The organism is Myxococcus sp. RHSTA-1-4 (assembly GCF_020037125.1).
Classification (GTDB): domain Bacteria; phylum Myxococcota; class Myxococcia; order Myxococcales; family Myxococcaceae; genus Myxococcus.
Genome location: NZ_JAIQDG010000011.1, coordinates 47,229 through 69,409 on the forward strand (window position 1 = coordinate 47,229; position 22,181 = coordinate 69,409).

A 22,181-nucleotide genomic window follows, 5' to 3' on the forward strand; every position below is an offset into this window, starting at 1 on the left:
GCTCGCCTTCGAGGCGCTCTCCATCGAGGGTGGGCTCCTCTCTCCCGAATGGCTCGCCAAGGTGGCCCAGCTGGAGGCGCCTCAACAGGCGCCAGCGGACTACGCCATCGAGAAGGGCCTGCAGATTCGCGACGAGATTGGCCGGTACTGGCGTATCGCCGAGCCCAAGTGGCGGGACTTCGTTGCCGCACGTGCCTCGGGTGCCAATCCGCGGGCCGCGGCCGAGACCTTCGTCACCGAGATCCTGGCCAAGGTGTTCGGGTTCGAGTCGCTGCGGCGGGTGGGCACCGTCACCCTGGGCGAGCGCTCGTATCCCGTGGAGTGGGCGGCGCTCGGCGGCAAGGTGCCGGTGGTCATCGCCGGACCCTTGCCGGCCGACGCGAAGGAGAGCGCTCTCGACAAGCTCGCCGCCGAGTTTGGCGAGGAGACCCGGCGGCGCACGCCCTTTGGTCTGTGCCAGGAGTTCCTCAACGCCAATGACGGCGCGATGTGGGGGCTCGTCACGGACGGGCTGACACTGCGCGTCCTCCGTGACAACGTCAGCCTCACCCGGCCCGCATGGCTGGAGGCGGACCTGCAGGCCATCTTCACGGGCGGCCGGTTCGCGGACTTCGCGGCGCTCTGGCTGCTCGTCCACCAGTCGCGCTTTGGCCGGCCGGGGCAGGCGCCCTCGGAGTGCCCGCTCGAGCAGTGGCGCAACCTGGGGCGCGAGGAGGGCACGCGGGCTCGCGAGCAACTCCGCGACGGCGTGGAAGCGGCGCTGCGGTCGCTGGGGCAGGGGTTCCTTGCTCACCGCGACAATCAGGCGCTGCGTCAGGCGCTCGACAAGGGCAAGGTGACTGAGCGCGACTACTTCCAGCAACTCCTGCGGCTCGTCTACCGGCTCATCTTCCTGCTGACCGTGGAGGAGCGGGGGCTCCTCCACCCGGAGGGGACCCCGGACGCGGCGAAGGCGCTGTATGCCGGCGGCTACTCGCTCCAGGGCATGCGGGAACGGGTGGTGCGTCGCAGCGCGCACGACCGCAACCATGACGCCTGGGAGGCGGTGAAGGTCATCTTCCGGGGGCTGGCCACGGGGCAGCCCGCGCTGGGGCTGCCGGCGCTCGCGGGCATCTTCTCGCCATCGCAGTGCCGGGACCTGGACGCGGGCCGCATCGAGAATCGCTTCTTCCTCCACGCCCTGTACCGGCTTTGCTGGTTGCAGGAAGCCGGCGGCCTGGCGCGCGTGAACTGGCGCGACATGGGGCCCGAGGAGCTGGGCAGCGTCTACGAGAGCCTGCTCGAGCTCACCCCGCGCGTCGTCAAGGCGGGCCGCGAGTTCACCTTCGCCGAGGGCGCGGAGGGGAAGGGACACGCCCGGAAGACGACGGGGAGCTACTACACGCCCGACAGCCTCGTGCAGGTGCTGCTCGACTCGGCCCTCACGCCGGTCATGGATCGTGCTGAAGCTTCTCGCCCCGACGCGAAGGCCGAGGCGCTGCTGGAGCTGACCGTGGTGGACCCGGCGTGCGGGAGCGGCCACTTCCTGCTCGCCGCGGCGCGACGGCTCGCGGCGCGGGTGGCTCAGCACGAGGCGAAGGGCACGGCGTCACCGAAGGAGTACCGACATGCCCTGCGAAGGGTCGTGAGCCGCTGCATCTTCGGCGTCGACCTGAACCCGCTCGCGGTGGAGCTCTGCAAGGTGGGGTTGTGGATGGAGGCCGTCGAGCCCGGTCTGCCCCTCACGTTCCTGGACTCCCACGTGCAGTGTGGAAACGCGCTGCTGGGCACCATGCCGGGGCTCATGGACGACGGCATCCCCGACGAGGCATGGGCGCCTATTGGCGAAGACGACCGGAAGACGGCCAGCGCGCTGAAGAAGCGCAACAAGGCCGCGAAGAAGCAGGCCTCGCTGGCGCTCGGCGTGGCGCGCGAGGAGTCGAAGGTGCTGGAGAAGGCCTTGACGGCCCTCGACTCGGCACAGGACCTGGACGTTGCCGCGTTGGCGAAGAAGGAGGCTGACTGGGGGGCGCTCAGGGAGTCGAAGGCGTACGCGCACCAGAAGCTGGTCGCGGACACCTGGTGCTCGGCCTTCGTGTGGCCGAAGCCCGCTTCGACGGCGAAGGTGGTGGAGGTCGCACCGACGGAAGACGCGTGGCGGCAGCTGCGGGACGGGGAGGTTGAGCCGGCGCCACTGATGGTCGAGACCGTGCAGTTGCTCGTGGCGAGGTACCGATTCTTCCACTGGCAGCTCGCGTTCCCTCAGGTCTTCGGGCGGGGCGGCTTCGACGTCGTGCTGGGCAACCCGCCCTGGGAGCGGGTAAAGCTGCAGGAGCAGGAGTTCTTCGCGTCACGCAGCGAGACGATCGCGACGGCGGAGAACGCGGCGGCGAGGAAGAAGCTCATCGCGAAGCTGCCGGAGGAGGATCCACGTCTGTGGGAGGAGTGGTGCGAGGCCAGCCGCGAGGCCGAGGGGCAGAGCCACTTCGTGCGGAATTCTGGGCGTTACCCACTGTGTGGCAAGGGTGACGTGAACACCTACGCGCTCTTTGCGGAGCACAACCGCACGTTGCTTTCAGGTTTCGGCTGTGCCGGCTTCATCGTGCCGAGTGGGCTCGCCACGGACGACACGACGAAGGAGTTCTTCAGGAGCATACAGGGGCAACTGGCCAGCCTGTATGACTTCAGGAATCACGACGGCCTTTTCTACGACGTCGGACATCGGCGCTTCAAGTTCTGCCTCCTGACCCTCAAGGGGCAAGCATCGGCAGCCACGCGCGGGAGGTACGTCTTCTTCGCAGAGTCGGCCTCCGATCTGCTCGACCCGGAGCGCCAGTTCACACTGAGTCCAGCCGACTTCTCGCTTCTCAATCCGAATACAGAGACTTGTCCGACGTTCCGCACTCGGCGCGACGCGGACCTGAACCTGGCGATGTATCGCCGTGCCGACGTGCTGTGGCGCGAGGCCGACGAGGAGCGAGGCAACCCGTGGGGCCTGCGCTTCATGCGGATGTTTGACATGGCGAACGACTCGGGCCTGTTCAGATCTCGCGCGCAGCTTGATGCTGAGGGGTTCAAGCTGGTCGGCAACCACTTCCAGAAGAAGGCGGAGACGTGGCTGCCTCTCATCGAGGCGAAGATGGTCCACCACTATGACCATCGCTACGGTGACTATAGGGACAAGCCAGCTGACAGCGAGAACACCAGCCTGCCGGACGTTCCGTTGGAGAAGCTCCAGAGCCCAGACTACTCCCCCATGCCCCGCTACTGGGTGGTTTCAACGGAGGTTGATGCCCGGGTTGCAGAGGCTTCGGCACGTAAGTGGTTCATTGGATGGCGCGACATCTGTCGCAGCACCGATGAACGGACGGTGATCAGCGCCATTTTCCCGCACGCTGCGATCGGCCACACGACCCCGCTGATCTTCTCAAGTCAGGCGCCCCGCCTTGTTGCGTCGCTCTACGCCAATCTTGCAGCCTTCGTTTTTGACTACGCTGCTCGCCAGAAGGTCGGTGGAACGCACCTTACATATGGGTATCTGAAGCAGCTACCGGTGGTGCAGCCCGCTGAACTCAGCGCGGATTGCCGGTGGTGCAACGGAGTGTCCATTGCTGAGTGGATTCTTCCGCGCGTGGTCGAACTGACCTATACCGCATGGGACCTTGAGAGATTTGGCACGGACGTCGGCTTCGATGGTCCACCGTTCCGATGGGAGCCCGAGCGTCGGTCGAGCCTGCGCGCTGAACTCGACGCCGCGTTCTTCCTCCTCTACGGCCTCTCGCGTGACGACACCGGCTACATCCTCGACACCTTCCACATCGTGAAGAAGGATGACGAGAAGAAGTACGGTGAGTACCGCACCAAGCGACTCATCCTCGGACGCTATGATGCCCTCGCCGCCGCCAGCCGCACCGGCGCCTACGAGTCCCCACTCGACCCGCCGCCGGCGCACGAGTCGATGCGCCACCCCACGCGTTCCCGATGACGCTCAGCCTCATCCAACGGTCGTTGCTCGAGAAGGTCGCCCAGGACAACGGCTTCGATGTCCCGGGGGCATCCTCCGACCTGTGGCTGTCCTTCTCCAGCACCCAGGTGCCGCTGCGGCTCTGGCTGGGGGCCGAGGGGGAGGTGTGGCTCGTCGCATTCTCGCAGCTGGCTGTCGCGGTCGAGTTACTCCCGTTGACCGGCGAGACGTCCGCCGCGTTGCCGTCAGGGGCCGTAGCAGCTCGGCAGGTCGCGGACCTCATGCAGCTCCACCGCGTGGTCCGCCGCGCGTACCAGCTCTCGGGCACGCTGCCCGACGAGCTGTTCCACGAGTTCGAGCGCGTGACGAAGGACATGCCCCAGACGACCGAGGTCGAGCGCCTCGTGGTGCAGCGGGTGGGGCAGGACCTCTTCCGGGAGGGGCTCCTCCGCTACTGGGAGGGCCGCTGTGCCGTCACCGGACTCTCCGAGCCCGAGCTGCTGCGCGCCAGCCACATCAAGCCGTGGGCGAAGTGCGAGACCGCCCAGGAGCGCCTCAACGTGTTCAACGGCCTCCTGCTGGCGGTGCATCTCGACGCCGCGTTCGACCGCGGGTTCATCACCTTCGATGACGCGGGGCGGCTGGTCGTCTCCTCTCGCCTCTCGCCGGAGGACGCCCAGCGGTTGGGTCTGAAGCCCGGGCTCTCGCTGGCGCGAATCGACTCCTCGCACCGCGAGGCCCTGGCGTGGCACCGGGCGAACTGCTTCCGGTGAGGTTCAAGATGGAGGGGAATGCTGATAACCCCGGCGCACGGTCGCACGCATGACGGGCCAGGTCAGGAAGAGGCCGCAAGTGAGTAGCCTTCGAAAAGGAGAACTCCCCCCGGACGGAGGCCGCGTGTCCCTACGGCGCTGGAGCGGCTTCTCGCCACGAGAGATTTCGGCCCTCTGCAACGAGGAGATGGTGGAGCTGCATGCCGGGGAGGCGGCCTTTCTGTGGACGCGACGTGCCCGGGCCGTGGAGGCGCCGAACTACCGGCTGAAGGACCTCGTTCAACTGGATGGAAGGCTGGAGGCACACCTGGATGGATTGAGGACCGCGGGCGAGAAGGGCTGGGAGAAGTGCGTGAGCGCCTTGGATGTGCCAGGGCCTGGAGAGGTCTTCGCGGCGGGCGTGTTGGCCTGCGAGCGCCGTGACAGCGAACGCATGGGGGCGGTGGTGAATGTGGCCCTCGAGGCTCCCGAATGGCAACGCGCCTGGGTGTCGGCCCTGGGCTGGCTGCCGTTCGCGGACGCCATCCCAGTGTTGGAGTCCTTGCTCGAGGAGAATGCCCCGGAGGTCCGCCGTCTCGGCGTGGCGGGGGCCTGCGCGCAGCGCTGGGAGCTGGGGCCACACCTGGGGCCCGCCCTCGATGACGAGAACGCGCCACTGCGGGCCTGTGCCCTGGAAGCCGTCGGGCTGCTGGCGCGGGGGGACCTGCTGCCGAAAGTGCAGCGCGCGCTGACGGACGAGGACGAGCAGTGCCGCTTCGCCGCCGCATGGACGCTGGTGCGTCTCGGCCTGCGCACCGGGCCCGTTCTTTCATTACTGCAGGCCTTCGCGGACCCAGCAGGCCGGCTGGCACGGCGGGCCATTTCCACGGCCTTGCGCTGCATGCCACAGGTCCAGGCGAAGGCCTGGTACTCCAGGCTTCGCGAGGAGCCCCAGTCCCGCCGGCTCGCGGCCATCGCCGCGGGCGTGCTGGGCGACGCCGAGCACGTGATGGACCTTCTGTCGTGGATGGCCGAGCCGGCTGTCGCGCGAGAGGCAGGCGAGGCCTTCGCCCTCATCACCGGCATCGACCTGGCATGGGAGGGACTGGACGGCGAGGCCCCTCTGGAGGAAGTGACCGTGGAGGACGAAACGGCGGAAAGGGAGTCGGAGGACCTGCCCTGGCCCGCCGTGGAGAAGGTGGCCGCGTGGTGGCACCAGCACCAGCGCGACTTCTCGCGGGGCACCCGCTACCTGATGGGAAAGCCCATTTCGGATGCCCACCTGCGCGACGTATTGCGGCAGGGCGCGCAGCGTCAGCGTGCCGCGGCAGCGCTGGAGTGGGGCCTGCGCAAGCCTCAGGCGCCTCTCTTCGAGGTCCGAGCGCCAGGCGCCGTCCAGGCACGGAGGCTGGCCACATGGACTTCGTGAATGAGACGCCCCTGTCCGCGGGATGGACGGTGGGTTTCCAGCCGGATGGGAGGGAGGTGCTGGTGGTGGTGGTGAAGGGCACCTTCAGCCTGCCAGCGGGCGAGGAAGAAGCCCCATTGGCGCCCACGCAACTTCCCCTGGTGGAGGCGGACACCTTCACAGGGGAGCCGGGCTTCACCGCGCCGCTGCACGAGGCCGACTTCGCCCACCGGAAGCCCCGGTGCGACGTACTCCTCAACGGGAGTGCGTGGGCGCCCGGAGGCAAGCCGGCCCGGGTGGTGCCCGTCTCCCTCTCCCTGGGGGGCATGAAGAAAGCCTTTGCCGTGCATGGCCCGCGCGTCTGGCGGAAGGGCCTCGTAGGGGGCCCGCGCCCCTCGGAGGCGGAGCCCTTCACCCGCCTGCCCATCAGCTACGACAACGCCTTCGGAGGGGTGGACACCAGCCAGAAGGACGCTGCCAGACACAAGGCCTTCCTCCCCAACCCCGTGGGGCGGGGCTTCCGGCACTTCCTCGAGGCGGTGGACGGAGTCCCCATGCCCAACACGGAGGAGATTCGTACGCCCGTCACCTCCCCGCGGGGGCCGTACCGGCCCATGGCATTCGGCGCCCTGGGCCGCAACTGGCAGCCGCGTGCCGCATTCGCGGGGACCTACGACGAACAGTGGCTAAGCGAAGGACTCCCCTTCTTTCCCAGGGACTTCGACGACAGGTACTTCCAGGCCGCACCGGAGGACCAGCAGGTGCCCTACCCGCGTGGGGGAGAAACCGTCACCCTCGTCAACCTCAGCCCCGGTGGGGTGCTGCGCTTCCGCTTGCCGCGGCGCCAGGTTCCCGTGGCCTTCATTCCCTACCAAGGCCCGGCGAAGCAGTTGGACGCAGCACTGGACACGGTATGGGTGGAGCCCGACGCTGGCCGCCTTCTTCTCACATGGCGCCTCACGTGGCCCTTGCGGAGGGATGCCTTCGAGATGAAGCAGGTGGTGGTGGGAGGACGCTCTCGAGGGTGGCTGCGCGCCCACGCGGTCGGAAAGACGTACTATCCCAACCTCGACGTCCTCGCCCGAGCGCGGGGCTCCCGGAAGGTTGGCCGCCATGGTTAGCCTGGCCATCAAGGCGTCTGGGCTGGTGACGGCTGTCGGCTTCAACGCCCCTGCCTCCCTGGCCGCCATTCGCGCCGGCCTCAGTGGTATCAAGGAATCCCACCTGTGGCATGCCCCTTCCGGGACGTACCTGAAAGCGGCCAAGGTGGCGCTGCCACAATGGTGGGAGGGACTCGGCAAGCTGGCGGAGCTGGTAGCCCCCGCCATCGGAGAGTGCATGGAGGCCGCGGCTCCCACGCCCGCCGACAGCATCCCCCTCCTCCTTTGCGTCGCCGAGCCCACCCGGCCCTTCCGGACGGAAGGGCTGGAGCAGTGCCTGGTGGCGGAGGTGGAGAGTCGCCTGGACGTGCGCTTCCACCCCGCCACCCAGGTGATAGCGCGTGGGCAGGCCTCCGTTGCCTTCGCGCTGCAAGAAGCCCAACGTATTCTTTCCACCCAGCGGGTGGCCGGCTGCGTCATTGCTGGGGTGGACAGCCTGTTGAACCCCAGGACGGTGAAGGAGTACGTCAACCGCAGGCGCATCCTCACTCCCGACAACTCCAACGGCTTCATCCCTGGAGAGGCCGGTGGGGCAGTGCTCGTGGTGCCCGCGGGACGTCAGGTAGGGAGCGAGCTGCGCCTCCTGGGCCTTGGAGTTGCCCGGGAGAGGGCCACCATCCACAGCGAGGAGCCGCTTCGTGGCGAGGGGTTGACCGCGGCCGTCAAGGCCGCCCTCCAGGAAGCCGGCCTCACCCTCTTCGAGGTGGCCTGGCGCATGACCGACGTGAATGGCGAGCACTACAAGTTCAAGGAGGCCGCCTTTGTCGCGGCGCGCCTGCAACGTAAGGCGAAGGACGTCCCCTTCGACTTGTGGCACCCCATCGAGTACGTGGGCGAGATCGGCGCCGCGATCGGTCCCTGCGTCCTGGCGTGGGCCCTGCACGCCGGCCAGAAGCGCTACGCTCCCGGCGAGGTGGCCCTGTGCCATTTTGGGAGTGACGAGGGCGAAAGAGCGGCGCTGGTGGTGAAGTACGAGGAGAGGAGCAATCCGCGATGAGCACGAAGGTGTTCGCAAACGGCCGTGAAATCTCCGGCAAGGCCTCGGGTAACAAGTCAGTGGCCGCCATGCCGGACGTGTGCCTCTCCCCACCGGGGCCACCCGCGGGGCCCATTCCCATTCCATACCCCAACACCGCGCAATCGGCGGACACCGGCGATGGAAGCAAGAGCGTCACGGTGAATGGGAAGGAAGTCGGCCTCAAGAACCAGTCCGTCTACAAGTCGAGCAAGGGTGACGAAGCGGCCACGCGCAACTTCGGCGGCGGCGTCGTCAGTCACACCATCTCGGGGAAGACGAAGTTCGCGGCCTGGTCGTTCGACGTCAAGGTGGAGGGGCAGAACGTCGTCCGACACATGGACCTGACGACGCATAACCACCAGAACCCGACCAACGGCGCCATCACGCTCAATACCGGCAGCATGTTTCTCGACGGAGGTGAAGCGCCTGAGAAGTCATGCGATGAGCTCCAGGCCGAGAACGAGGAACTTCGGAAGGATACCGAGTCGGGTAGGGGGCCGACCGAGGACCAATTGGAAGAAGCGACCACGCTGACCACCGGCCAATACTTCAATGCGTCCGATGGAAGGCGCTATGGCATCAAGGGGTTCAGCCGCCAGCTCGACAAGGATGGCTGGGCCCAGGGCGTGGGAACGCTCCAGTACTCCGAAGTCGCGACGCGGAAGCGAATCATCACGTCGTATGACTCGAACATCGAGGGGTTCGCTTACAAGTTCACCGCGAACATGCCGCACTCCAGCCACACGGAGTCGCGCATCATCGAGGACATCTTCGCGGCCACCGATGGGATGCCCAAGGGAAAGCTGCGGATGCGCATCCAGTGGCATCGGAGGTCCAAGGGGACCATGTCGTCGGAGGCATGCAAGCACTGCAAGCGGCTCATCTGTGCCGCGATCAACAAGGGCCTTGAAATCGAACTCTGTAATGACAAGGGCAAGCCAATGGCGCCCGACTGGTGCGACGAGTACTCCGAATAGCGCCCATCTCCGACCAAGACCATGAGCATCACATTTCCGAACTACATCCGAGCAAACGTCTCCCCTTCGGCCCCCGTCACGTATGAATGGGACGATGAGACGACCGACGTCTTCCTCGATGACGCCCGCCTCGCAAAGCGCATCGGGGCAAGCACGGCCCGAGGAATCGCCGCGCTCTCCATCGGGTGCGCCGAGTGGATTGCCTACAGGTTCAGCGGGTTGTCAGATGACCCCATGCCCTACCTGTACCTTGAAGCGGCATGGGCCGGCATCATCGAGTGGAATCTCATGAAGATTCCACATGGGGCAAAGCTCAAGGACTGGAAAGGGCCGGTTCGTCGTCCGCTGTTTCTTGCGATTCGAACACTCAAGGAGAACCTCTCACTCGCAAGCTCCGGGGATTACCCGGCAGAGGAGACGGTGCACCTTGTCTTCCTGGCGCGATACGTCCTTCCAGACCCCAAGCCATTCCTGAAATGGCTCGACTTCGCGATAGGCCGCCTCGAGACCTACTACGCAGGCGATGGAATGGGAGAGCCCGTTCCGCGCGAGGCGCTCGACCCAGACTTCGACTTCAAGCCCGAGCAGGCGAAGGAGTTGCTCGAGCAATACCTGCGGACCGTCTCTCAATCCGCGAACCCCTATCTCAACACGCCTGAAACGCCATGACACTTCCTGTTCCGGCCTATCTCGAAAGATCCGGGGTTCAGGACCGGAACCTGCGGTTCAGCTGGGACGACAATCGATACGAGCGGGCCTACACCCCGCTCGACAAGGCGGCCCGCGCCCGATTGGAACGGCTCTCGCAACGCGCCATTCTCGCGTTCGCGATTGCGTGCGCGGAGTGGCTGTTCCACCGCTTCAGGCCCGTTTCCATTCCGGCATTTCTTGACGACTACATCGAAGCCGCATGGGCCGCGGTCGTCGATGCTCGATATGCCAACTACTACCTGGAGCCCCGCGGGGACGAGTGGCAGGGGCCTGACCGCAAGCCGCTCGCCGTCGCCCTGATGCTTCTGGTGGACACCATTGTCCGGGTTGAAAACGACGACCACCCCGACATCGGCGCGCTGTCTCTCGCCAACCTCGCAGCGCACGTCATGACGGACCCGAAGCCATTCCAGGAATGGCGCGAGCGCGTCATGAGCCGACTGGAGCGCCTGTACCCACTCAATCCACGGGACACCCGTGGAGAGCCCGTACCGCGTGAGGCGCTCGACCCGGACTTTGACCTCCAACCCGAAATGGCGCCGGTGCTTGTTGGCTCATTCCTCGGGAGGCTGGACCCCAAAGCGAATCCATTCCTGCGTACGCCCGAGGAGATGCGGAATCTCTTCTTCGAAGGCGTTCCCTACAAGCTGCCGTAGAGTGGAAGCGCCAGGCCCAAGGCACATGCTGGACTGGGGGGCACCAGTCCGGCCTCTGAACGTCGCCATGCCATGTCGGCCTGCGCGGGCTTGCGGATCCGCGGCGAGTTGCTCCGGCGCGGTCGCCACCTGCTCGGGGGGCTGCCACGCTGTCGCGTGCCCGCTCGGAGTTTCTGGGGTCAAATGAAAAGGGCCCTGGACTTTCGCCCAGGGCCCTTCGCTACTTGCTCCCCGACGTGGACTCGAACCACGGACCTAGTGATTAACAGTCACCCGCTCTACCGGCTGAGCTATCGGGGAATATGTACCTCACGGCGGAACGGCGTTGCCGTGATGACGCGCTTTGTAGAGAACGGAGCCCTCCGTGTCAACAGTCCCGTTTGATCCGCTCTCCCGGCTTCACGCCCAACCCTGGCCCGCGCTCGCCGGCCTGGTCTCCATTACCTCGGAGGCCATCGCCCAGGTGCTCGCCGGCTCCCCCGCCGAGCGCGTCCTGGACCGCACCCTCCGGGACCATCGCCACCTCTCCCGAGACCAGCGCCAGGCCCTCAAGGAGGCCGTCTTCAACGTCGGCCTCTGGCGCCGCCGCCTCGGCTTCCTCCTGGGCCGTGAGAACGCCACGCCCCCCTTCCTCCTTTACGCACTGCTGCACGGCCTGGCCGGCGTCCCCGCCTCCCAGGCCGCCGCCCTGGTCGGGGTGGGGGATGGCACCGTCCCCACCCTCGACACCCGGGAGCCCCCCACGCTCGCCCTCCGGGCCTCCCTCCCGGACTGGCTCGCCGGCCACTTCGCCCGCGAGCTGGGCCCCGAGGCCGACGCCTTCTGCGCCCACCTCAACGTCCCCGGCCCCATCACCCTCCGCGCCAACCCGCTGCGCACCTCGCGCGACGCCCTGGCCGAGCGCCTCCGCGCCGAGGGCGTCTCCACCCGCCTCGGCGCCTGGAGCCCGCTCGCGCTTCACGTCGAGGGCCCACGCCCCAACCTCTACGGCCTGCCCTCCCTCCGCGAGGGCCTCTTCGAGGTCCAGGACGAGGGCAGCCAGCTCCTTGGCCTCATCGTGGAGGCCCGCCCCGGAGAGACGGTGCTCGACCTGTGCGCCGGGGCCGGCGGCAAGACGCTCCAACTCGGCGCGGACATGAAGGACTCCGGCCGGCTGATGGCCTACGACCCCGACCCCGAGCGGCTCGACCGGCTCCTCCAGCGCTCCGCCCGCGCCGGCCTCTCCCACGTGCAGGTGCTCCGCGCTCCGCCCACGCCGGGCCTCGGCGCCGACCGCGTCCTCGTGGACGCCCCGTGCTCCGAGCTGGGCTCCCTGCGCCGCGGCCCCGACCTGCGCTTCCGCGCCGGGCCGGACGTGCTGACCCACTTCCCGCCGCTCCAGCAGGACATCCTCCAGCACGCCGGAGACCTGGTGCGCCCGGGCGGGCGGCTCGTCTACGCCACCTGCACCGTGAATCGCGCGGAGAACGAGGACGTCGCCCGGGCCTTCCTGGCCTCACGGCCCGACTTCCGCCTCGTGCGCCCCGGGGAGGGATGGCTTCCCCCGGCATGCATCCGGGACGGGTTCCTCTTCGTCGCGCCACACCGGCACGGCACGGACGCCTTCTTCGCGGCGGTGATGGAGCGGTCGGCAGGGTAGGGACGGGGGCACCGAGCGTCCGCAGTGTCCTCGCTCCGACGGACAGGGGGACTCAACGCTTCCCGGCCGCCTGTCTCGAATCAACACGCCCCCCACGCCCCCGGTGCTATGAAGCGCCCCGTGCGCTGGCTCAAGCCCCTCCCGCTCCGTCCTCGCGACACCGTCCACGTCGTCGCCCCCGCAGGGCCCTTCGACCGCCCGGGTTTCGAGGTGGGGCTCGCCGTCATCGCGGAGCGCTACGCCCCCGTCCACGGGCCGGACATCTTCTCCTCCCACCGCTACCTCGCGGGTGACGACGCGCGCCGCGGTGGTGAGCTGGCCCGCGCCCTGACCGACCGCGAAGCCCGCGCCATCTTCTGCGCCCGCGGCGGCTATGGCAGCGCCCGCCTGCTCCCCGACCTCCCGCTCGCGGATGCTCTGGCGAGCGCCTTCGTCGGCTTCTCGGACCTCACCTCCGTCCATGGCGCCATGCAGGCGCTCGGCCGCGTCTCCATCCACGGGCCCGTGCTCACGCAGCTCGGCCGGCAGCCTCCCGAGGTGCGCGACTACCTCTTCCGCCTCCTCGAGTCCCCGGAGGCCCCGCCGCCGCTGACGGGCACGGCCACCTACGTGCCCGGCATGGCCGAGGGCCACCTCGTCGGCGGCAACCTCTCCGTCCTCTCCCGGCTCCTCGGCACCTCGTACATGCCGCCGCTCGACGGCGCGGTGCTCCTCCTGGAGGACGTCACCGAGCGCCCCTACCGCATCGACCGCATGTGGACGCACCTGCGCCTGGCGGGCGTCTTCTCGCGCGTGCGCGGCATCGTCCTGGGCGACTTCACCGGGTGCGAGGAGAAGGACGCGAACTACTCCAGCGCCGACGTGCTCCGCGAGCTGGCAAGGGAGGCGGGCCTGCCCTGCGCCGCCGGCTTCCCCATTGGCCACGGCGACCTCAACTACCCCGTGGCCCTGGGCACCCAGGTTCGGTTGGACGCGGACGCGGCGCGCCTCACCTTCCTCGAAGGAGCCGTGCGCGCATGAGCGGCAATCCCCACCCCATCACCGTCCTTCGCACCGTCCTCGACGACGCCTGCAGGAATGGCGTGTTCCCCGCGGCCCAGGCCGTCGTCCTGCACCGCGGCATCCAGGTCTTCGGCCACGTGACGGGCGACGTGTCCGGCGACACGCGCTTCGACCTCGCCTCCGTCACCAAGGTGCTCGGCACCACCGCCCTCTTCCTCCGCCTGTGGACGGAAGGGAAGGTGGGCCCGGACACGCACGTGTCCCGCTTCTTCCCCGGCACGCCCGTGGGTGACGCGGGCGTCACCGTGGCGGACCTGCTCTACCACCGCTCGGGCCTGCCGCCCTTCGTGCCCTTCTTCGCCCAGGCCCTCACCGCGCACCCCGAGCTGCTCGACGCGGACTGCCCCTCCGCCCTGCGCGCCCGGGTCCGCGAGGAGGTCATCCAGGCCGCCGCCGCCACGCCGCTCGCCGCCGAGCCCCGCACGCGCACCGCGTACAGCGACGTGGGCTTCATCCTCCTGGGCGAAATCCTCTCCCGCGCCGCGGGCGCCCCGCTGGACACGCTCTTCTCGCGCTACGTGGCCGAGCCGCTCGGCCTGTCCGCGCGCTTCCACCGCCTCACGGACTTCCCCGCGGAGGCCGCCCCCGCGCCCACCGGCGCCACGCGCCCTCGCGAGCCCGCGCCCGGCCAGGAGGGGATGTGGAAGGACGTGCCCTCGCGGCCCACGCGCCCCGGCGAGGTGGATGACGACAACGCCTGGGTGATGGACGGCGTGGCCGGACACGCGGGCCTCTTCGGCACCGCGGTGGACGTGGCCCGCTTCGGGCAGGCCGTGCTGGACGGGTGCTCCGGTGGCGCCGCCATTGCTCCCGGCCCGCTCTGGCACCGCGTCCTGGCCACCGACCCGCTCGTGCCGGGCAGCACCCGCTCCATGGGCTTCGACTCGCCCTCCGCCGTGGGCTCCAGCGCGGGCCACTACATCGGCGACACGCCGCCGGGCGCCGTGGGGCACCTGGGCTTCACCGGCACCAGCCTCTGGGTGGACCTGCGCCGCTCGCTGGTGGTGGCGCTCGTCACCAACCGCGTGGCCCACGGCCGCCAGGAACTCCGCATCCGTGAATTCCGCCCGCTCTTCCACGACCTCGTCGTGGAGGCGCTCGGGCTCACCGAACTCCAGCAGGGAACACATGGCTGACGACAACGGAAACGTCCTCGACACCCTCGAACCCGGCAGCGTGCGCCGCGTCCACCTCGTGGGCGTGGCCGGCACCGGCATGGGCTCCTTCGCCGGCATGCTGAAGGCCGCCGGCTACGAAGTCACCGGCAGCGACGAGAATGTCTACCCGCCCATGAGCGACATGCTCCGGACGTGGGGCATCCCCGTCTCCACGCCCTACAAGCCGGAGAACCTGGACGCGGCGAAGCCGGACCTCGTCATCATCGGCAACGTCATCCGCCGCGTGAATCCCGAGGCCACCGCCGTGCGCGAGCGCGGCCTGAAGCAGATGAGCTTCCCCGCCGCCCTGGGCTCGCTCTTCCTGGAGCGCGCGCACTCGGTGGTGGTGGCCGGCACGCACGGCAAGACGACGACGTCCTCCCTCATGGCCCACGTGCTGGTGGAGGCCGGGAAGGACCCGTCCTTCCTCGTGGGCGGCGTCACCCAGAACTACGCGGGCAACTACCGCGTGGGCAAGGGCCCGCACTTCGTCGTCGAGGGCGACGAGTACGACACCGCGTACTGGGACAAGGGCTCCAAGTTCCTCCACTACCGGCCGCGCACCGCCATCCTCACCAGCGTGGAGTTCGACCACGCGGACATCTTCCGGGACTTGCCCCACTACGAGTCCACCTTCGAGAAGTTCGTCCGGCTCATTCCGCAGGACGGGCAGCTCGTCGTCTGCGCCGCGTACCCCAACGCCGTGAAGCTGTCGCGCGAGGGCTGCAAGGGCCGCGTGGTGACGTACGTGGCGAAGGAGGGCGCGGACGCGGACTACACGCCGCGCAACGTGTCCTTCGGCCCCGCCGGCGCGCGCTTCGACGTGGTGGAGCGCGGGCAGGTGCTGGGCACGGTGGAGCTGCCCATGGGTGGCGCGCACAACGTGGAGAACGCGCTGGGCGTCATCGCCGCCGCGCGCGGCCTGGGCCTGTCCTTCGAGGAGCTGCGCAAGGGGCTCGCGACGTTCTCCGGCGTCAAGCGCCGGCAGGAGGTCCGCGGCGAGCCCGGCGGCATCATGGTGGTGGACGACTTCGCGCACCACCCCACCGCGGTGCGGGAGACCATCTCCGCCATCCACCACCGCTACCCGGAGCGGCGGCTGTGGGCCATCTTCGAGCCGCGCTCCAACACCAGCCGCCGCAACATCCACCAGGAGGACTACGCCCACGCCTTCACCGGCGCGGCCCGCGCCAGCCTCAAGGTGCCCGAGCGCCATGACAAGGTGCCCGTGGGTGAGGAACTGAACGTGCGCAAGCTCGTCGAGGACCTCAAGGCCCAGGGCATCGCCGCGGAGGGCTCCACGGACGTGCAGACGCTGGTGGACCTGGTGGCCCGCGAGTCCCGCTCCGGCGACGTGCTGCTCGTCATGAGCAACGGCTCCTTCGGAGGCTTCATCGACAAGCTGCTCGTGGCCCTGAAGGCCCGCGTGGGGCAGGGGGCCTGAGATGCGCGCCCGCCTTCCGTTCGTCTTCGCCGGAGCGCTCACGCTCGCGGGCTGCATGAAGTCCACGCTGCCGCCGCTCACCGGCCCCGCGCCGGGTGCCACCGGCGGGGAGCAGGCGCTGGAGTCCGCCCCCGCGGCGCCGCTGGTCTTCCAGGTGAAGCGCTACCCGGGCGGCGAGCCGTATGACCTCGCCGCCGACAGGGGCAGCGTGGTGCTGCTGGACGTGTGGGCCACCTGGTGCGAGCCGTGCAGGGACGCGCTGCCCTTCTACGAGAATCTCGCCCGCGAGTACGCCGGCCGAGGGCTGAAGGTGTACGCGCTCAGCGTGGACGAGGACCCTCGCGCCATCGCCCCGTTCCTGCAGGAGACGAAGGTGGGCCTGCCCGTCCTCCTGGACGAGAACGCCCAGGTGGCCGAGCGCACGCTCAAGGTGAAGGGCATGCCCACCACCTATTACATCGACCGGCGCGGCGTGGTCCGCCACGTGGAGGAGGGCTTCACCGAGGAGTTCTACCCGCGCTACCAGTCGCACATCGAGGCGCTGCTCGCCGAGCCCGCGCCGTAGGAGGGGAGGAGTCGCCATGGCCCAGGACACGCCCGCCGCCCTACGCCGCACCGCGGAGGAGGGGGCCCGCCTCGCCGGGCGCATCCTCGCGGAGCGCTTCCTGGGCGAGCGCATCATCGAGTTCAAGGGCGGCATCGACCTGGTGACGGACGCGGACCGGGCGTCGGAGGAGGCGCTGCTGGCCTTCCTCCGCGAGCGCCACCCGGCGCACGCCATCCTCGCCGAGGAGAGCGGCGCCTCGGCCGGCTCCAACAACCTGCGCTGGCTGGTGGACCCGCTGGATGGCACCACCAACTACTCGCACCGCGTGCCCCACTTCTGCGTCAGCGTGGCGGTGGAGGGCCCCGGCGGCGTGGTGGCCGGCGCCGTCTATGACCCCATGCTGGACGAGCTGTTCTCCGCCGCGCGCGGAGAGGGCGCCACCCTCAACGGCCGCCCGCTGCGCGCCAGCGACGTCTCCTCGCTGGACAGGGCGCTGTTGTGCACGGGCTTCCCCTACGACGTGCGCGAGCGTCCGGAGGGGCCGGTGGGCCTCTTCAACCGCTTCATCCTCCGCGCCCAGGGCATGCGCCGCACCGGCAGCGCCGCCATGGACCTGGCCTACGTGGCCGCGGGCCGCTTCGACGGCTTCTTCGAGTTCGGCCTCAAGCCGTGGGACATCGCCGCGGGCTCGCTGCTGGTGGAGGAGGCCGGTGGCGTCATCCGCCACGTCACCGGAGAGCCCTTCAACGTGCTGCGCGGAGACGTGATTGCCGCCGCGCCGGCCCTGGCCCCGGAGCTGCTGGCCGAGGCGAAGCGCTTCGTCGAGGATTTGGGCTGGACGCCGAGGCCCTGAGGCCCGGAAGGCTAGAAGAAGCTCTCCGGCACGAAGACGATGTCGCCGGGCTGGAGCATGAAGTTCTTCTCCCGCCCCACGCCGATGTCCTCCACGGGCACGCGAATCTTGCGCTCCTGCCCGTCCACCACGCGCGTCACCAGCGTGTTGTTCTTCGCCGCCAGCTTGGTGAAGCCGCCGGCCAGTGTAATCGCCTGGACGATGGACATCTCCCCGTCCAACGGGAAGGTGCCGGGCTTCTGCACCTCGCCGAAGACGAAGACCTTCTGCGAGTTGTACTCGCGGATGAGCACCGACACCTGCGGCCGGCGCACGTAGCGCGCCAGGCACGTCTGCAGCGCGTCCGCCGCCCCGCTGGCCGTCCTCCCCTCCAGCGGCACCTTGCCGCACAGCGGGTAGTCGATGGTGCCCTCGGGAGACACGCGCCAGGTCCCCGAGTGCTCGGGCTCCTGGAAGACGCGCACCTCCACCACGTCACCCGGGCCCAGCGTGCCTCCGCCCGCTCGTGCTTCCCCTGCCTCGGCGGCCGGCGTGGGGGCCGGGGGCGGCGGGCGCGACGACGTGCCGAAGCAGGCGGGGAGCGCCGCGAGGAGCACCACGGCCAGAAAGGAGCGAGGGGTCTTCATCCGGGGTTGGGGCGCCCCGGCAGGTCACCGGGGCAGGGGCGCTGGAGGCTCAGTACATCACCGAGAGGCGAGCATAGCCCTCGTGGCGCGTGTAGTTGAGGCCGCCGCCGCCCAGCGAGGACGACCGGGAGCCCAACGAGTAGCCGGCCGCGCCGGAGAGCCACGGACGGAACTGGTACTCGGGGCCCACATCGAGCTGGATGAGGGTGTCGCTGCGGCCGCCGTTGAAGCCGAGGAAGTCCACCGACGCACCCAGGTGCATCGTCAGCTTGCCGCCGAAGAGGGCCCGCGCCTCTCCGTAGCCGCGGTTGTCGGTGAACAGGCCGTAGGCCGCCACCGGCTCCAGCGTGCGCAGGTAGCCGGCCTTGAAGCTCAGGGTGGGGCTGTAGAGGTACGTGCCCTCGAGCTGCGCGATGACGGTGCCGCCGCCGGTGCCGGAGAAGTCCTGCCCCCAGCCCGCCTTGGCCAGCACCGCAATCTTGGGCGACACGAGGCCCGCCACGCCCGCCATCGCGCGCACCAGCGTGGCGTCCGGGCTGGTGCTGTCGTTGAAGTAGCTGCGCAGGTCCACGCCCGAGTCCAGCACCACGGCCGTCTTGGGCAGGAAGCGCCAGCGGCCCTCCAGCCCGAAGTGCAGGTTGCCGTAGTCGAACTGCTCCGCCGTGACGGGGTTGCAGACGCCTTCCGTGCAGTCCACCGGGCTGGTGGCGCCCAGGGGCTCGAAGAACTCCACCGCGTAGGCGGCGTTCGGCGCCAGCTCCACCGCGCCGCCACCCGGCCTCCACGGCACCTTCACCCGGGCCTCGTTGAAGAGGCTGAGCACGCCCGCGCCGATGGCGGCGGTGCGCGTGCGGTCCGAGCGCACGAACTGGTCCGACACCTCCAGCGACAGCGGCGTGTCCGGGTTGAGGCGCGCCAGCAGGTCCGCCGCGCCCTGGAGGCGCGAGGCCGAACCCGAGTTGGGCGTCAGCAGCCCCGTGTACAGCACGTAGTCCAGGTTGCCGTTGAGGTTGAAGGCCAGCGTGGGCGAGGGAATGTCCAGCTTGAACCCGGGCCGGAAGTGCACCGCGAGCTCGCCGGACAGGTCCGGTGAGACGCCACCCGTGGACGGATCAACTCCCGGGCTCGCGAAGTAGCCGACGCCGCTGTCCAGCCGCGTCTCCAGGTCGAAGTACGGGTGCAGCCGCCCGCTGCCCACCTTGAAGCCATTACCGCCCGTGGGTGGCGCCGCCACCGACGACTCCTGGGCCGTGGCGGTGCCGCCGAGCGCAAGCAGCGCCAGCACACCCCACCCCCCCCAGAATTTGGCTGGCTGCTTCATGGCTCAGAGAGACTTCCCGGGTGGGAGCGGTACCTTCTCCCACCTTTCGCGCGTTCGGCCCGTGGCGTCATAACATGCGCCTTCCCCTGGCCGAAATGAATGTTGGACACACGATGGAGACTCGCTCGGTGGGCCACAGGGCACACGGGGCGCTAGCGGATGGGGCTGGCCGGGGGCGGACGGACGACGACGTCGTCCGGCGAGGGGGGACGGGTAGGGTCCCCACCCGGCAGGTTCTCCGGCTCCTCCACCTCCACGAAGAGGTTCTCGTCGGTGCGGAAGGCGAGCTGGCCGATGCACTCCTCGGCCTCCGCGCGGAGCTGGGTCACCTTCTGCTGGGCGATCATCACCTTGGTGTACTCATGCTCGCTGGTGGAAGTCTCCTTGCGAGCCACGGCCTCCTGGAGCGACACCTCCGCGTTCTCGGAGATGCGCAGCAGGCCCTTGACCTGGGTGAGCTTCTCGTTGGCGCAGTTGAGCTTCACCACGTCCTTGGTGCGGCGCGCCTCCTCCACCTTGCCCAGCACGTTGCGCAGCACGTCGCGCATGACATTCACGGCCTGCGCGCTGCGCTCCAGCTTCTGCGCGTCCGGCACGTCACTGGCCTTCTCCAGCGCCGCGGCCGCGGCGGAGGGCTGTGACGGAGGGTTCGCGGGCTGTGCAGGCGCCTGGACCTGCGCCAGCGCCACCCCGGCGGCGAGTACCACGACGAGCGTTCCCACGGTGCGCATGCGCCTCACGGCTCTCCCGGCCCTTCCATGATGACGTGAAGCGTAGATTCCGGGGGGTGGGGTGTCAAACCCGCCACACGCGGGGTTTTCAGGCCTTGCCCGCGAGGCGGGCATTGGCCTCACGCAAGCGAGCAGACAGGCTTCGGGCGATGTTGACGACGACGAAGGTGAAGCCCTCTCCGTGGGACTGGCGGAAGGCGCGGAGGTCCTGCGCGGTGAGCTGGAGGAGGTGGGCCTCCGTCTTCGCGCGCACGGTGGCGGAGCGGTAGTCCTTGTCGATGAGGCCCATCTCCCCGAAGAACTCGGGGGCGGACAGGACGGAGAGGGGGCTCACCCCGCCACCGGGCAGGCGGCGGACCACCTCCACCTGGCCGTCGACGATGACGAAGAGGCTGTCGCCCAGGTCGCCCTCCTCGAAGACGACCTCGCCGGCCCCGAAGCTGCGCACCCGTGCCAGCTCCGCCAGGTGCGTGAGCTCCGCGGGGGAGAGCATCTCGAAGAGCGGCGATGTGGCGATGACGGACAGCTTCTCCATACCCGGAGCCTACCCCGCCGGAGAGAAGACGAAGGGGTAGGAAACGGCGGTTTCGGAATCGGGCTTGAAGGGGAAGGTCCAGTTGCGAATCGTGGTGCGGATGCAGCTTCCCACCGCCTCGCTGCCCAGGGTGTTCTCCTCGACGTCGACGTCGCCGGCGCGGCCGTTGGGCTTGATGACGAAGCGGACCACCACCTTGCCCTTGAGGTTGGGGTTGCGCTTCAGCTCGCGCTCGTAGCAGGCCTGGATGGACTTCAGGCGAGAGCGGACGTAGCGGGCCAGCGCGGCACGGTCCACGTCCGAGCTCTCCACCTCGGGAGCCGCGTCCTGCACCCGGCCCTGCACCTGGGCCTCCTTCTTGGCGCCCAGGTCCACCTTGCCGCCGCCCTGGGTGCCCACCTCGCCGATGCCCGTCACCTTGCCGGTGCCGCCGCCACGCGGGCCGGTGCCGCCGCCCACGGAGGCCTCGGTGGCCACGCCCACGCCGCCCGCGCCCGCCAGCGCCGAGGCGATGTCGCCGCCGCCGCTGGCGCCGCCGAGCACGTCCGCGAAGGCACCCTCGCCGCCGCCGCTGTTGGAGCCGAGAATCTTGAGCAGGCCGGTGCCGGAGACCTTCTTGGCAATCGCGGCGCGGCGCTCGGTGGCGTCGCCGGCGGGCTTGTCCGCCGCGGGCTTGTCGGACGCCTTCGGCTCGTCACCCTTCTTGTCGTCCTTGGGGGCCTCGCCCGCGCCGGTGTCGGCGGGACGGGGCGCCTCCACGGGACGCTGGGGGATGATGGCGCGCACGAAGCGGTCATCCAGCTGGTCCAGGGCCAGCTCGGGCTCCTTGGGGGCCTCGGAGAAGATGATGAGCGTGGCGCCGGAGAAGTGGAGGAGGAGCGAGGCCGCGAGGATGCCGAAGAAGACGCGGTCCATCGTCTTCCACATGCTGACCTTGACGTCGGCGGGCAGCACCGGCTTCGCGTCCTCGGGAGGGGGCGCGACGAACTGGAAGAAGACGGTGGCGTCGCCCAGCTCCACCTTGCCGCGGGCGCTCTCCTGCAGGGGCAGGACGTAGAGGTCGCCCCGGCGGGTGGCCATGCCCTGCGAGCGCAGGGAGTCGAAGTCGACGTCCGAGGAGCCGAGGTTGACGCGGCCCTGCATGGCCGCGTCGATGACGAGCTGGAACTGCTGGCCCTGGTTCTCCAGCAGCGAGAAGCGGGCCGGCCGGCCGTCGGTCCTCGGGAGGACGATGGTGTTCCGGGCGTCGTGACCGATGGTCACGTTGTCGCGCCGGACGTGGTGCTCCTCGACGATGCGGCCGTTCTGGATGACGCCGACGCGGAGCAGCTTGGTCTGCGGAGTGGCTGCCATGGCTCTAGAAGGGGTCCTGCTCCACGCTCTTCACGACCTTGGGCACGAAGCTCTCCGTGCGGTTGAGGTCGTCGAAGCTCAGGTTGGAGCGTGGAAGGATGTAGAAGGCCTGGGGCTTCTGGATGCGCCCCTCGACGGTGATGGCGTCCAGGCGGATGACCTTGCGCGGCTTCTTGCCGGTGGACGCACTCCCGCCGGACGACGTGGCGGTGCCCGAGGACGCGGAGTCCTGCGCGAGCACGGGCGCGGCGGCGAGCAGCATGAAGAGGGCGAGGGCGGTGCGCATGG

General features: G+C 69.2%; 20 protein-coding genes and 1 tRNA gene. 14 read left to right on the top strand and 7 right to left on the bottom strand.

Annotation, left to right across the window (positions count from 1 at the left end; genetic code table 11):
* The first annotated feature begins 61 nt into the window (after positions 1-61).
* The 8 genes from K8638_RS16805 to K8638_RS16840 all read left to right on the top strand — a co-directional run bounded on the left by K8638_RS16805 (position 62) and on the right by K8638_RS16840 (position 10,625).
* Positions 62-3,964, top strand: a complete 3,903-nt coding sequence (locus K8638_RS16805) for an N-6 DNA methylase (protein ID WP_223755553.1) — start codon at positions 62-64, stop codon at positions 3,962-3,964.
* Positions 3,961-4,716 carry an HNH endonuclease gene (locus tag K8638_RS16810; protein WP_223755554.1) on the top strand — a complete coding sequence of 252 codons (756 nt, stop codon included), beginning with the start codon at positions 3,961-3,963 and terminating at the stop codon, positions 4,714-4,716. The genes K8638_RS16805 and K8638_RS16810 overlap by 4 nt, the downstream gene beginning before the upstream one ends.
* A gap of 124 nt (positions 4,717-4,840) precedes the next feature.
* Positions 4,841-6,124: a TIGR02270 family protein gene (locus K8638_RS16815; protein ID WP_223755555.1), complete on the top strand. Its 1,284-nt coding sequence runs from the start codon at positions 4,841-4,843 to the stop codon at positions 6,122-6,124.
* Positions 6,112-7,224, top strand: coding sequence for a DUF2169 domain-containing protein (locus K8638_RS16820; RefSeq protein WP_223755556.1), 1,113 nt, complete (start codon positions 6,112-6,114; stop codon positions 7,222-7,224). The genes K8638_RS16815 and K8638_RS16820 overlap by 13 nt, the downstream gene beginning before the upstream one ends.
* Entirely contained in the window at positions 7,217-8,260 is a 1,044-nt protein-coding gene (locus K8638_RS16825; RefSeq protein WP_223755557.1) for a hypothetical protein, read from the top strand. Before K8638_RS16820 ends, K8638_RS16825 begins: the two co-directional genes overlap by 8 nt.
* Complete coding sequence (locus K8638_RS16830; RefSeq protein ID WP_223755558.1) at positions 8,257-9,258, top strand: DUF4150 domain-containing protein; 1,002 nt, start codon at positions 8,257-8,259, stop codon at positions 9,256-9,258. The genes K8638_RS16825 and K8638_RS16830 overlap by 4 nt, the downstream gene beginning before the upstream one ends.
* 21 nt (positions 9,259-9,279) lie before the next feature.
* A complete protein-coding gene (locus K8638_RS16835) occupies positions 9,280-9,927 on the top strand; it encodes a hypothetical protein (RefSeq protein ID WP_223755559.1) in 648 nt (215 codons plus the stop codon).
* Positions 9,924-10,625 carry a hypothetical protein gene (locus K8638_RS16840; protein WP_223755560.1) on the top strand — a complete coding sequence of 234 codons (702 nt, stop codon included), beginning with the start codon at positions 9,924-9,926 and terminating at the stop codon, positions 10,623-10,625. Before K8638_RS16835 ends, K8638_RS16840 begins: the two co-directional genes overlap by 4 nt.
* A 227-nt stretch (positions 10,626-10,852) precedes the next feature.
* On the opposite strand, the gene K8638_RS16845 is transcribed toward K8638_RS16840, so the two are convergent.
* A tRNA-Asn gene (locus K8638_RS16845) sits at positions 10,853-10,925 on the bottom strand.
* Positions 10,926-10,989: 64 nt separating this feature from the next.
* Here K8638_RS16845 and K8638_RS16850 point away from each other — a divergent pair.
* The 6 genes from K8638_RS16850 to K8638_RS16875 all read left to right on the top strand — a co-directional run bounded on the left by K8638_RS16850 (position 10,990) and on the right by K8638_RS16875 (position 17,327).
* A complete protein-coding gene (locus K8638_RS16850) occupies positions 10,990-12,264 on the top strand; it encodes an RsmB/NOP family class I SAM-dependent RNA methyltransferase (protein ID WP_370644007.1) in 1,275 nt (424 codons plus the stop codon).
* A 108-nt stretch (positions 12,265-12,372) separates the two neighbouring features.
* Positions 12,373-13,284: an LD-carboxypeptidase gene (locus K8638_RS16855; RefSeq protein WP_223755561.1), complete on the top strand. Its 912-nt coding sequence runs from the start codon at positions 12,373-12,375 to the stop codon at positions 13,282-13,284.
* Complete coding sequence (locus K8638_RS16860; RefSeq protein WP_223755562.1) at positions 13,281-14,462, top strand: serine hydrolase; 1,182 nt, start codon at positions 13,281-13,283, stop codon at positions 14,460-14,462. Before K8638_RS16855 ends, K8638_RS16860 begins: the two co-directional genes overlap by 4 nt.
* Positions 14,455-15,927, top strand: coding sequence for a UDP-N-acetylmuramate:L-alanyl-gamma-D-glutamyl-meso-diaminopimelate ligase (mpl, locus tag K8638_RS16865; RefSeq protein WP_223755563.1), 1,473 nt, complete (start codon positions 14,455-14,457; stop codon positions 15,925-15,927). The genes K8638_RS16860 and mpl overlap by 8 nt, the downstream gene beginning before the upstream one ends.
* Position 15,928: 1 nt before the next feature.
* On the top strand, positions 15,929-16,492 hold the full coding sequence (locus tag K8638_RS16870) for a TlpA disulfide reductase family protein (protein WP_223755564.1): 564 nt from the start codon (positions 15,929-15,931) through the stop codon (positions 16,490-16,492).
* A gap of 16 nt (positions 16,493-16,508) precedes the next feature.
* The gene (locus K8638_RS16875) at positions 16,509-17,327 is read left to right on the top strand and encodes an inositol monophosphatase family protein (RefSeq protein WP_223755565.1); all 819 of its coding nucleotides are present in this window, start codon (positions 16,509-16,511) and stop codon (positions 17,325-17,327) included.
* A gap of 11 nt (positions 17,328-17,338) precedes the next feature.
* On the opposite strand, the gene K8638_RS16880 is transcribed toward K8638_RS16875, so the two are convergent.
* From K8638_RS16880 to K8638_RS16905, 6 genes are all read right to left on the bottom strand, one after another.
* Entirely contained in the window at positions 17,339-17,953 is a 615-nt protein-coding gene (locus tag K8638_RS16880; RefSeq protein WP_223755566.1) for a polysaccharide biosynthesis/export family protein, read from the bottom strand.
* 49 nt (positions 17,954-18,002) lie between these two features.
* Positions 18,003-19,238 (bottom strand): hypothetical protein, encoded by a 1,236-nt coding sequence (locus tag K8638_RS16885; protein WP_223755567.1) that lies wholly within the window; start codon positions 19,236-19,238, stop codon positions 18,003-18,005.
* Positions 19,239-19,426: 188 nt separating this feature from the next.
* Complete coding sequence (locus K8638_RS16890; RefSeq protein ID WP_223755568.1) at positions 19,427-20,005, bottom strand: hypothetical protein; 579 nt, start codon at positions 20,003-20,005, stop codon at positions 19,427-19,429.
* Positions 20,006-20,093: 88 nt separating this feature from the next.
* On the bottom strand, positions 20,094-20,540 hold the full coding sequence (locus tag K8638_RS16895; protein ID WP_223755569.1) for a cyclic nucleotide-binding domain-containing protein: 447 nt from the start codon (positions 20,538-20,540) through the stop codon (positions 20,094-20,096).
* Between the two features lie 9 nt (positions 20,541-20,549).
* Positions 20,550-21,893, bottom strand: coding sequence for an AgmX/PglI C-terminal domain-containing protein (locus K8638_RS16900; RefSeq protein ID WP_223755570.1), 1,344 nt, complete (start codon positions 21,891-21,893; stop codon positions 20,550-20,552).
* 4 nt (positions 21,894-21,897) lie between these two features.
* Positions 21,898-22,179 carry a hypothetical protein gene (locus K8638_RS16905; protein WP_223755571.1) on the bottom strand — a complete coding sequence of 94 codons (282 nt, stop codon included), beginning with the start codon at positions 22,177-22,179 and terminating at the stop codon, positions 21,898-21,900.
* Positions 22,180-22,181 lie beyond the last annotated feature (2 nt).

What these genes read in the sequence shown, in the direction of transcription:
- K8638_RS16890 (WP_223755568.1), bottom strand. Translation starts at nt 20,005, where the DNA reads ATGCGCACCGTGGGAACGCTCGTCGTGGTACTCGCCGCCGGGGTGGCG.
- K8638_RS16905 (WP_223755571.1), bottom strand. Translation starts at nt 22,179, where the DNA reads ATGCGCACCGCCCTCGCCCTCTTCATGCTGCTCGCCGCCGCGCCCGTG.
- K8638_RS16855 (WP_223755561.1), top strand. Translation starts at nt 12,373, where the DNA reads ATGAAGCGCCCCGTGCGCTGGCTCAAGCCCCTCCCGCTCCGTCCTCGC.
- K8638_RS16895 (WP_223755569.1), bottom strand. Translation starts at nt 20,540, where the DNA reads ATGGAGAAGCTGTCCGTCATCGCCACATCGCCGCTCTTCGAGATGCTC.
- K8638_RS16830 (WP_223755558.1), top strand. Translation starts at nt 8,257, where the DNA reads ATGAGCACGAAGGTGTTCGCAAACGGCCGTGAAATCTCCGGCAAGGCC.
- K8638_RS16875 (WP_223755565.1), top strand. Translation starts at nt 16,509, where the DNA reads ATGGCCCAGGACACGCCCGCCGCCCTACGCCGCACCGCGGAGGAGGGG.
- mpl (WP_223755563.1), top strand. Translation starts at nt 14,455, where the DNA reads ATGGCTGACGACAACGGAAACGTCCTCGACACCCTCGAACCCGGCAGC.
- K8638_RS16825 (WP_223755557.1), top strand. Translation starts at nt 7,217, where the DNA reads ATGGTTAGCCTGGCCATCAAGGCGTCTGGGCTGGTGACGGCTGTCGGC.
- K8638_RS16880 (WP_223755566.1), bottom strand. Translation starts at nt 17,953, where the DNA reads ATGAAGACCCCTCGCTCCTTTCTGGCCGTGGTGCTCCTCGCGGCGCTC.
- K8638_RS16840 (WP_223755560.1), top strand. Translation starts at nt 9,924, where the DNA reads ATGACACTTCCTGTTCCGGCCTATCTCGAAAGATCCGGGGTTCAGGAC.
- K8638_RS16820 (WP_223755556.1), top strand. Translation starts at nt 6,112, where the DNA reads ATGGACTTCGTGAATGAGACGCCCCTGTCCGCGGGATGGACGGTGGGT.
- K8638_RS16810 (WP_223755554.1), top strand. Translation starts at nt 3,961, where the DNA reads ATGACGCTCAGCCTCATCCAACGGTCGTTGCTCGAGAAGGTCGCCCAG.
- K8638_RS16900 (WP_223755570.1), bottom strand. Translation starts at nt 21,893, where the DNA reads ATGGCAGCCACTCCGCAGACCAAGCTGCTCCGCGTCGGCGTCATCCAG.
- K8638_RS16870 (WP_223755564.1), top strand. Translation starts at nt 15,929, where the DNA reads ATGCGCGCCCGCCTTCCGTTCGTCTTCGCCGGAGCGCTCACGCTCGCG.
- K8638_RS16860 (WP_223755562.1), top strand. Translation starts at nt 13,281, where the DNA reads ATGAGCGGCAATCCCCACCCCATCACCGTCCTTCGCACCGTCCTCGAC.
- K8638_RS16835 (WP_223755559.1), top strand. Translation starts at nt 9,280, where the DNA reads ATGAGCATCACATTTCCGAACTACATCCGAGCAAACGTCTCCCCTTCG.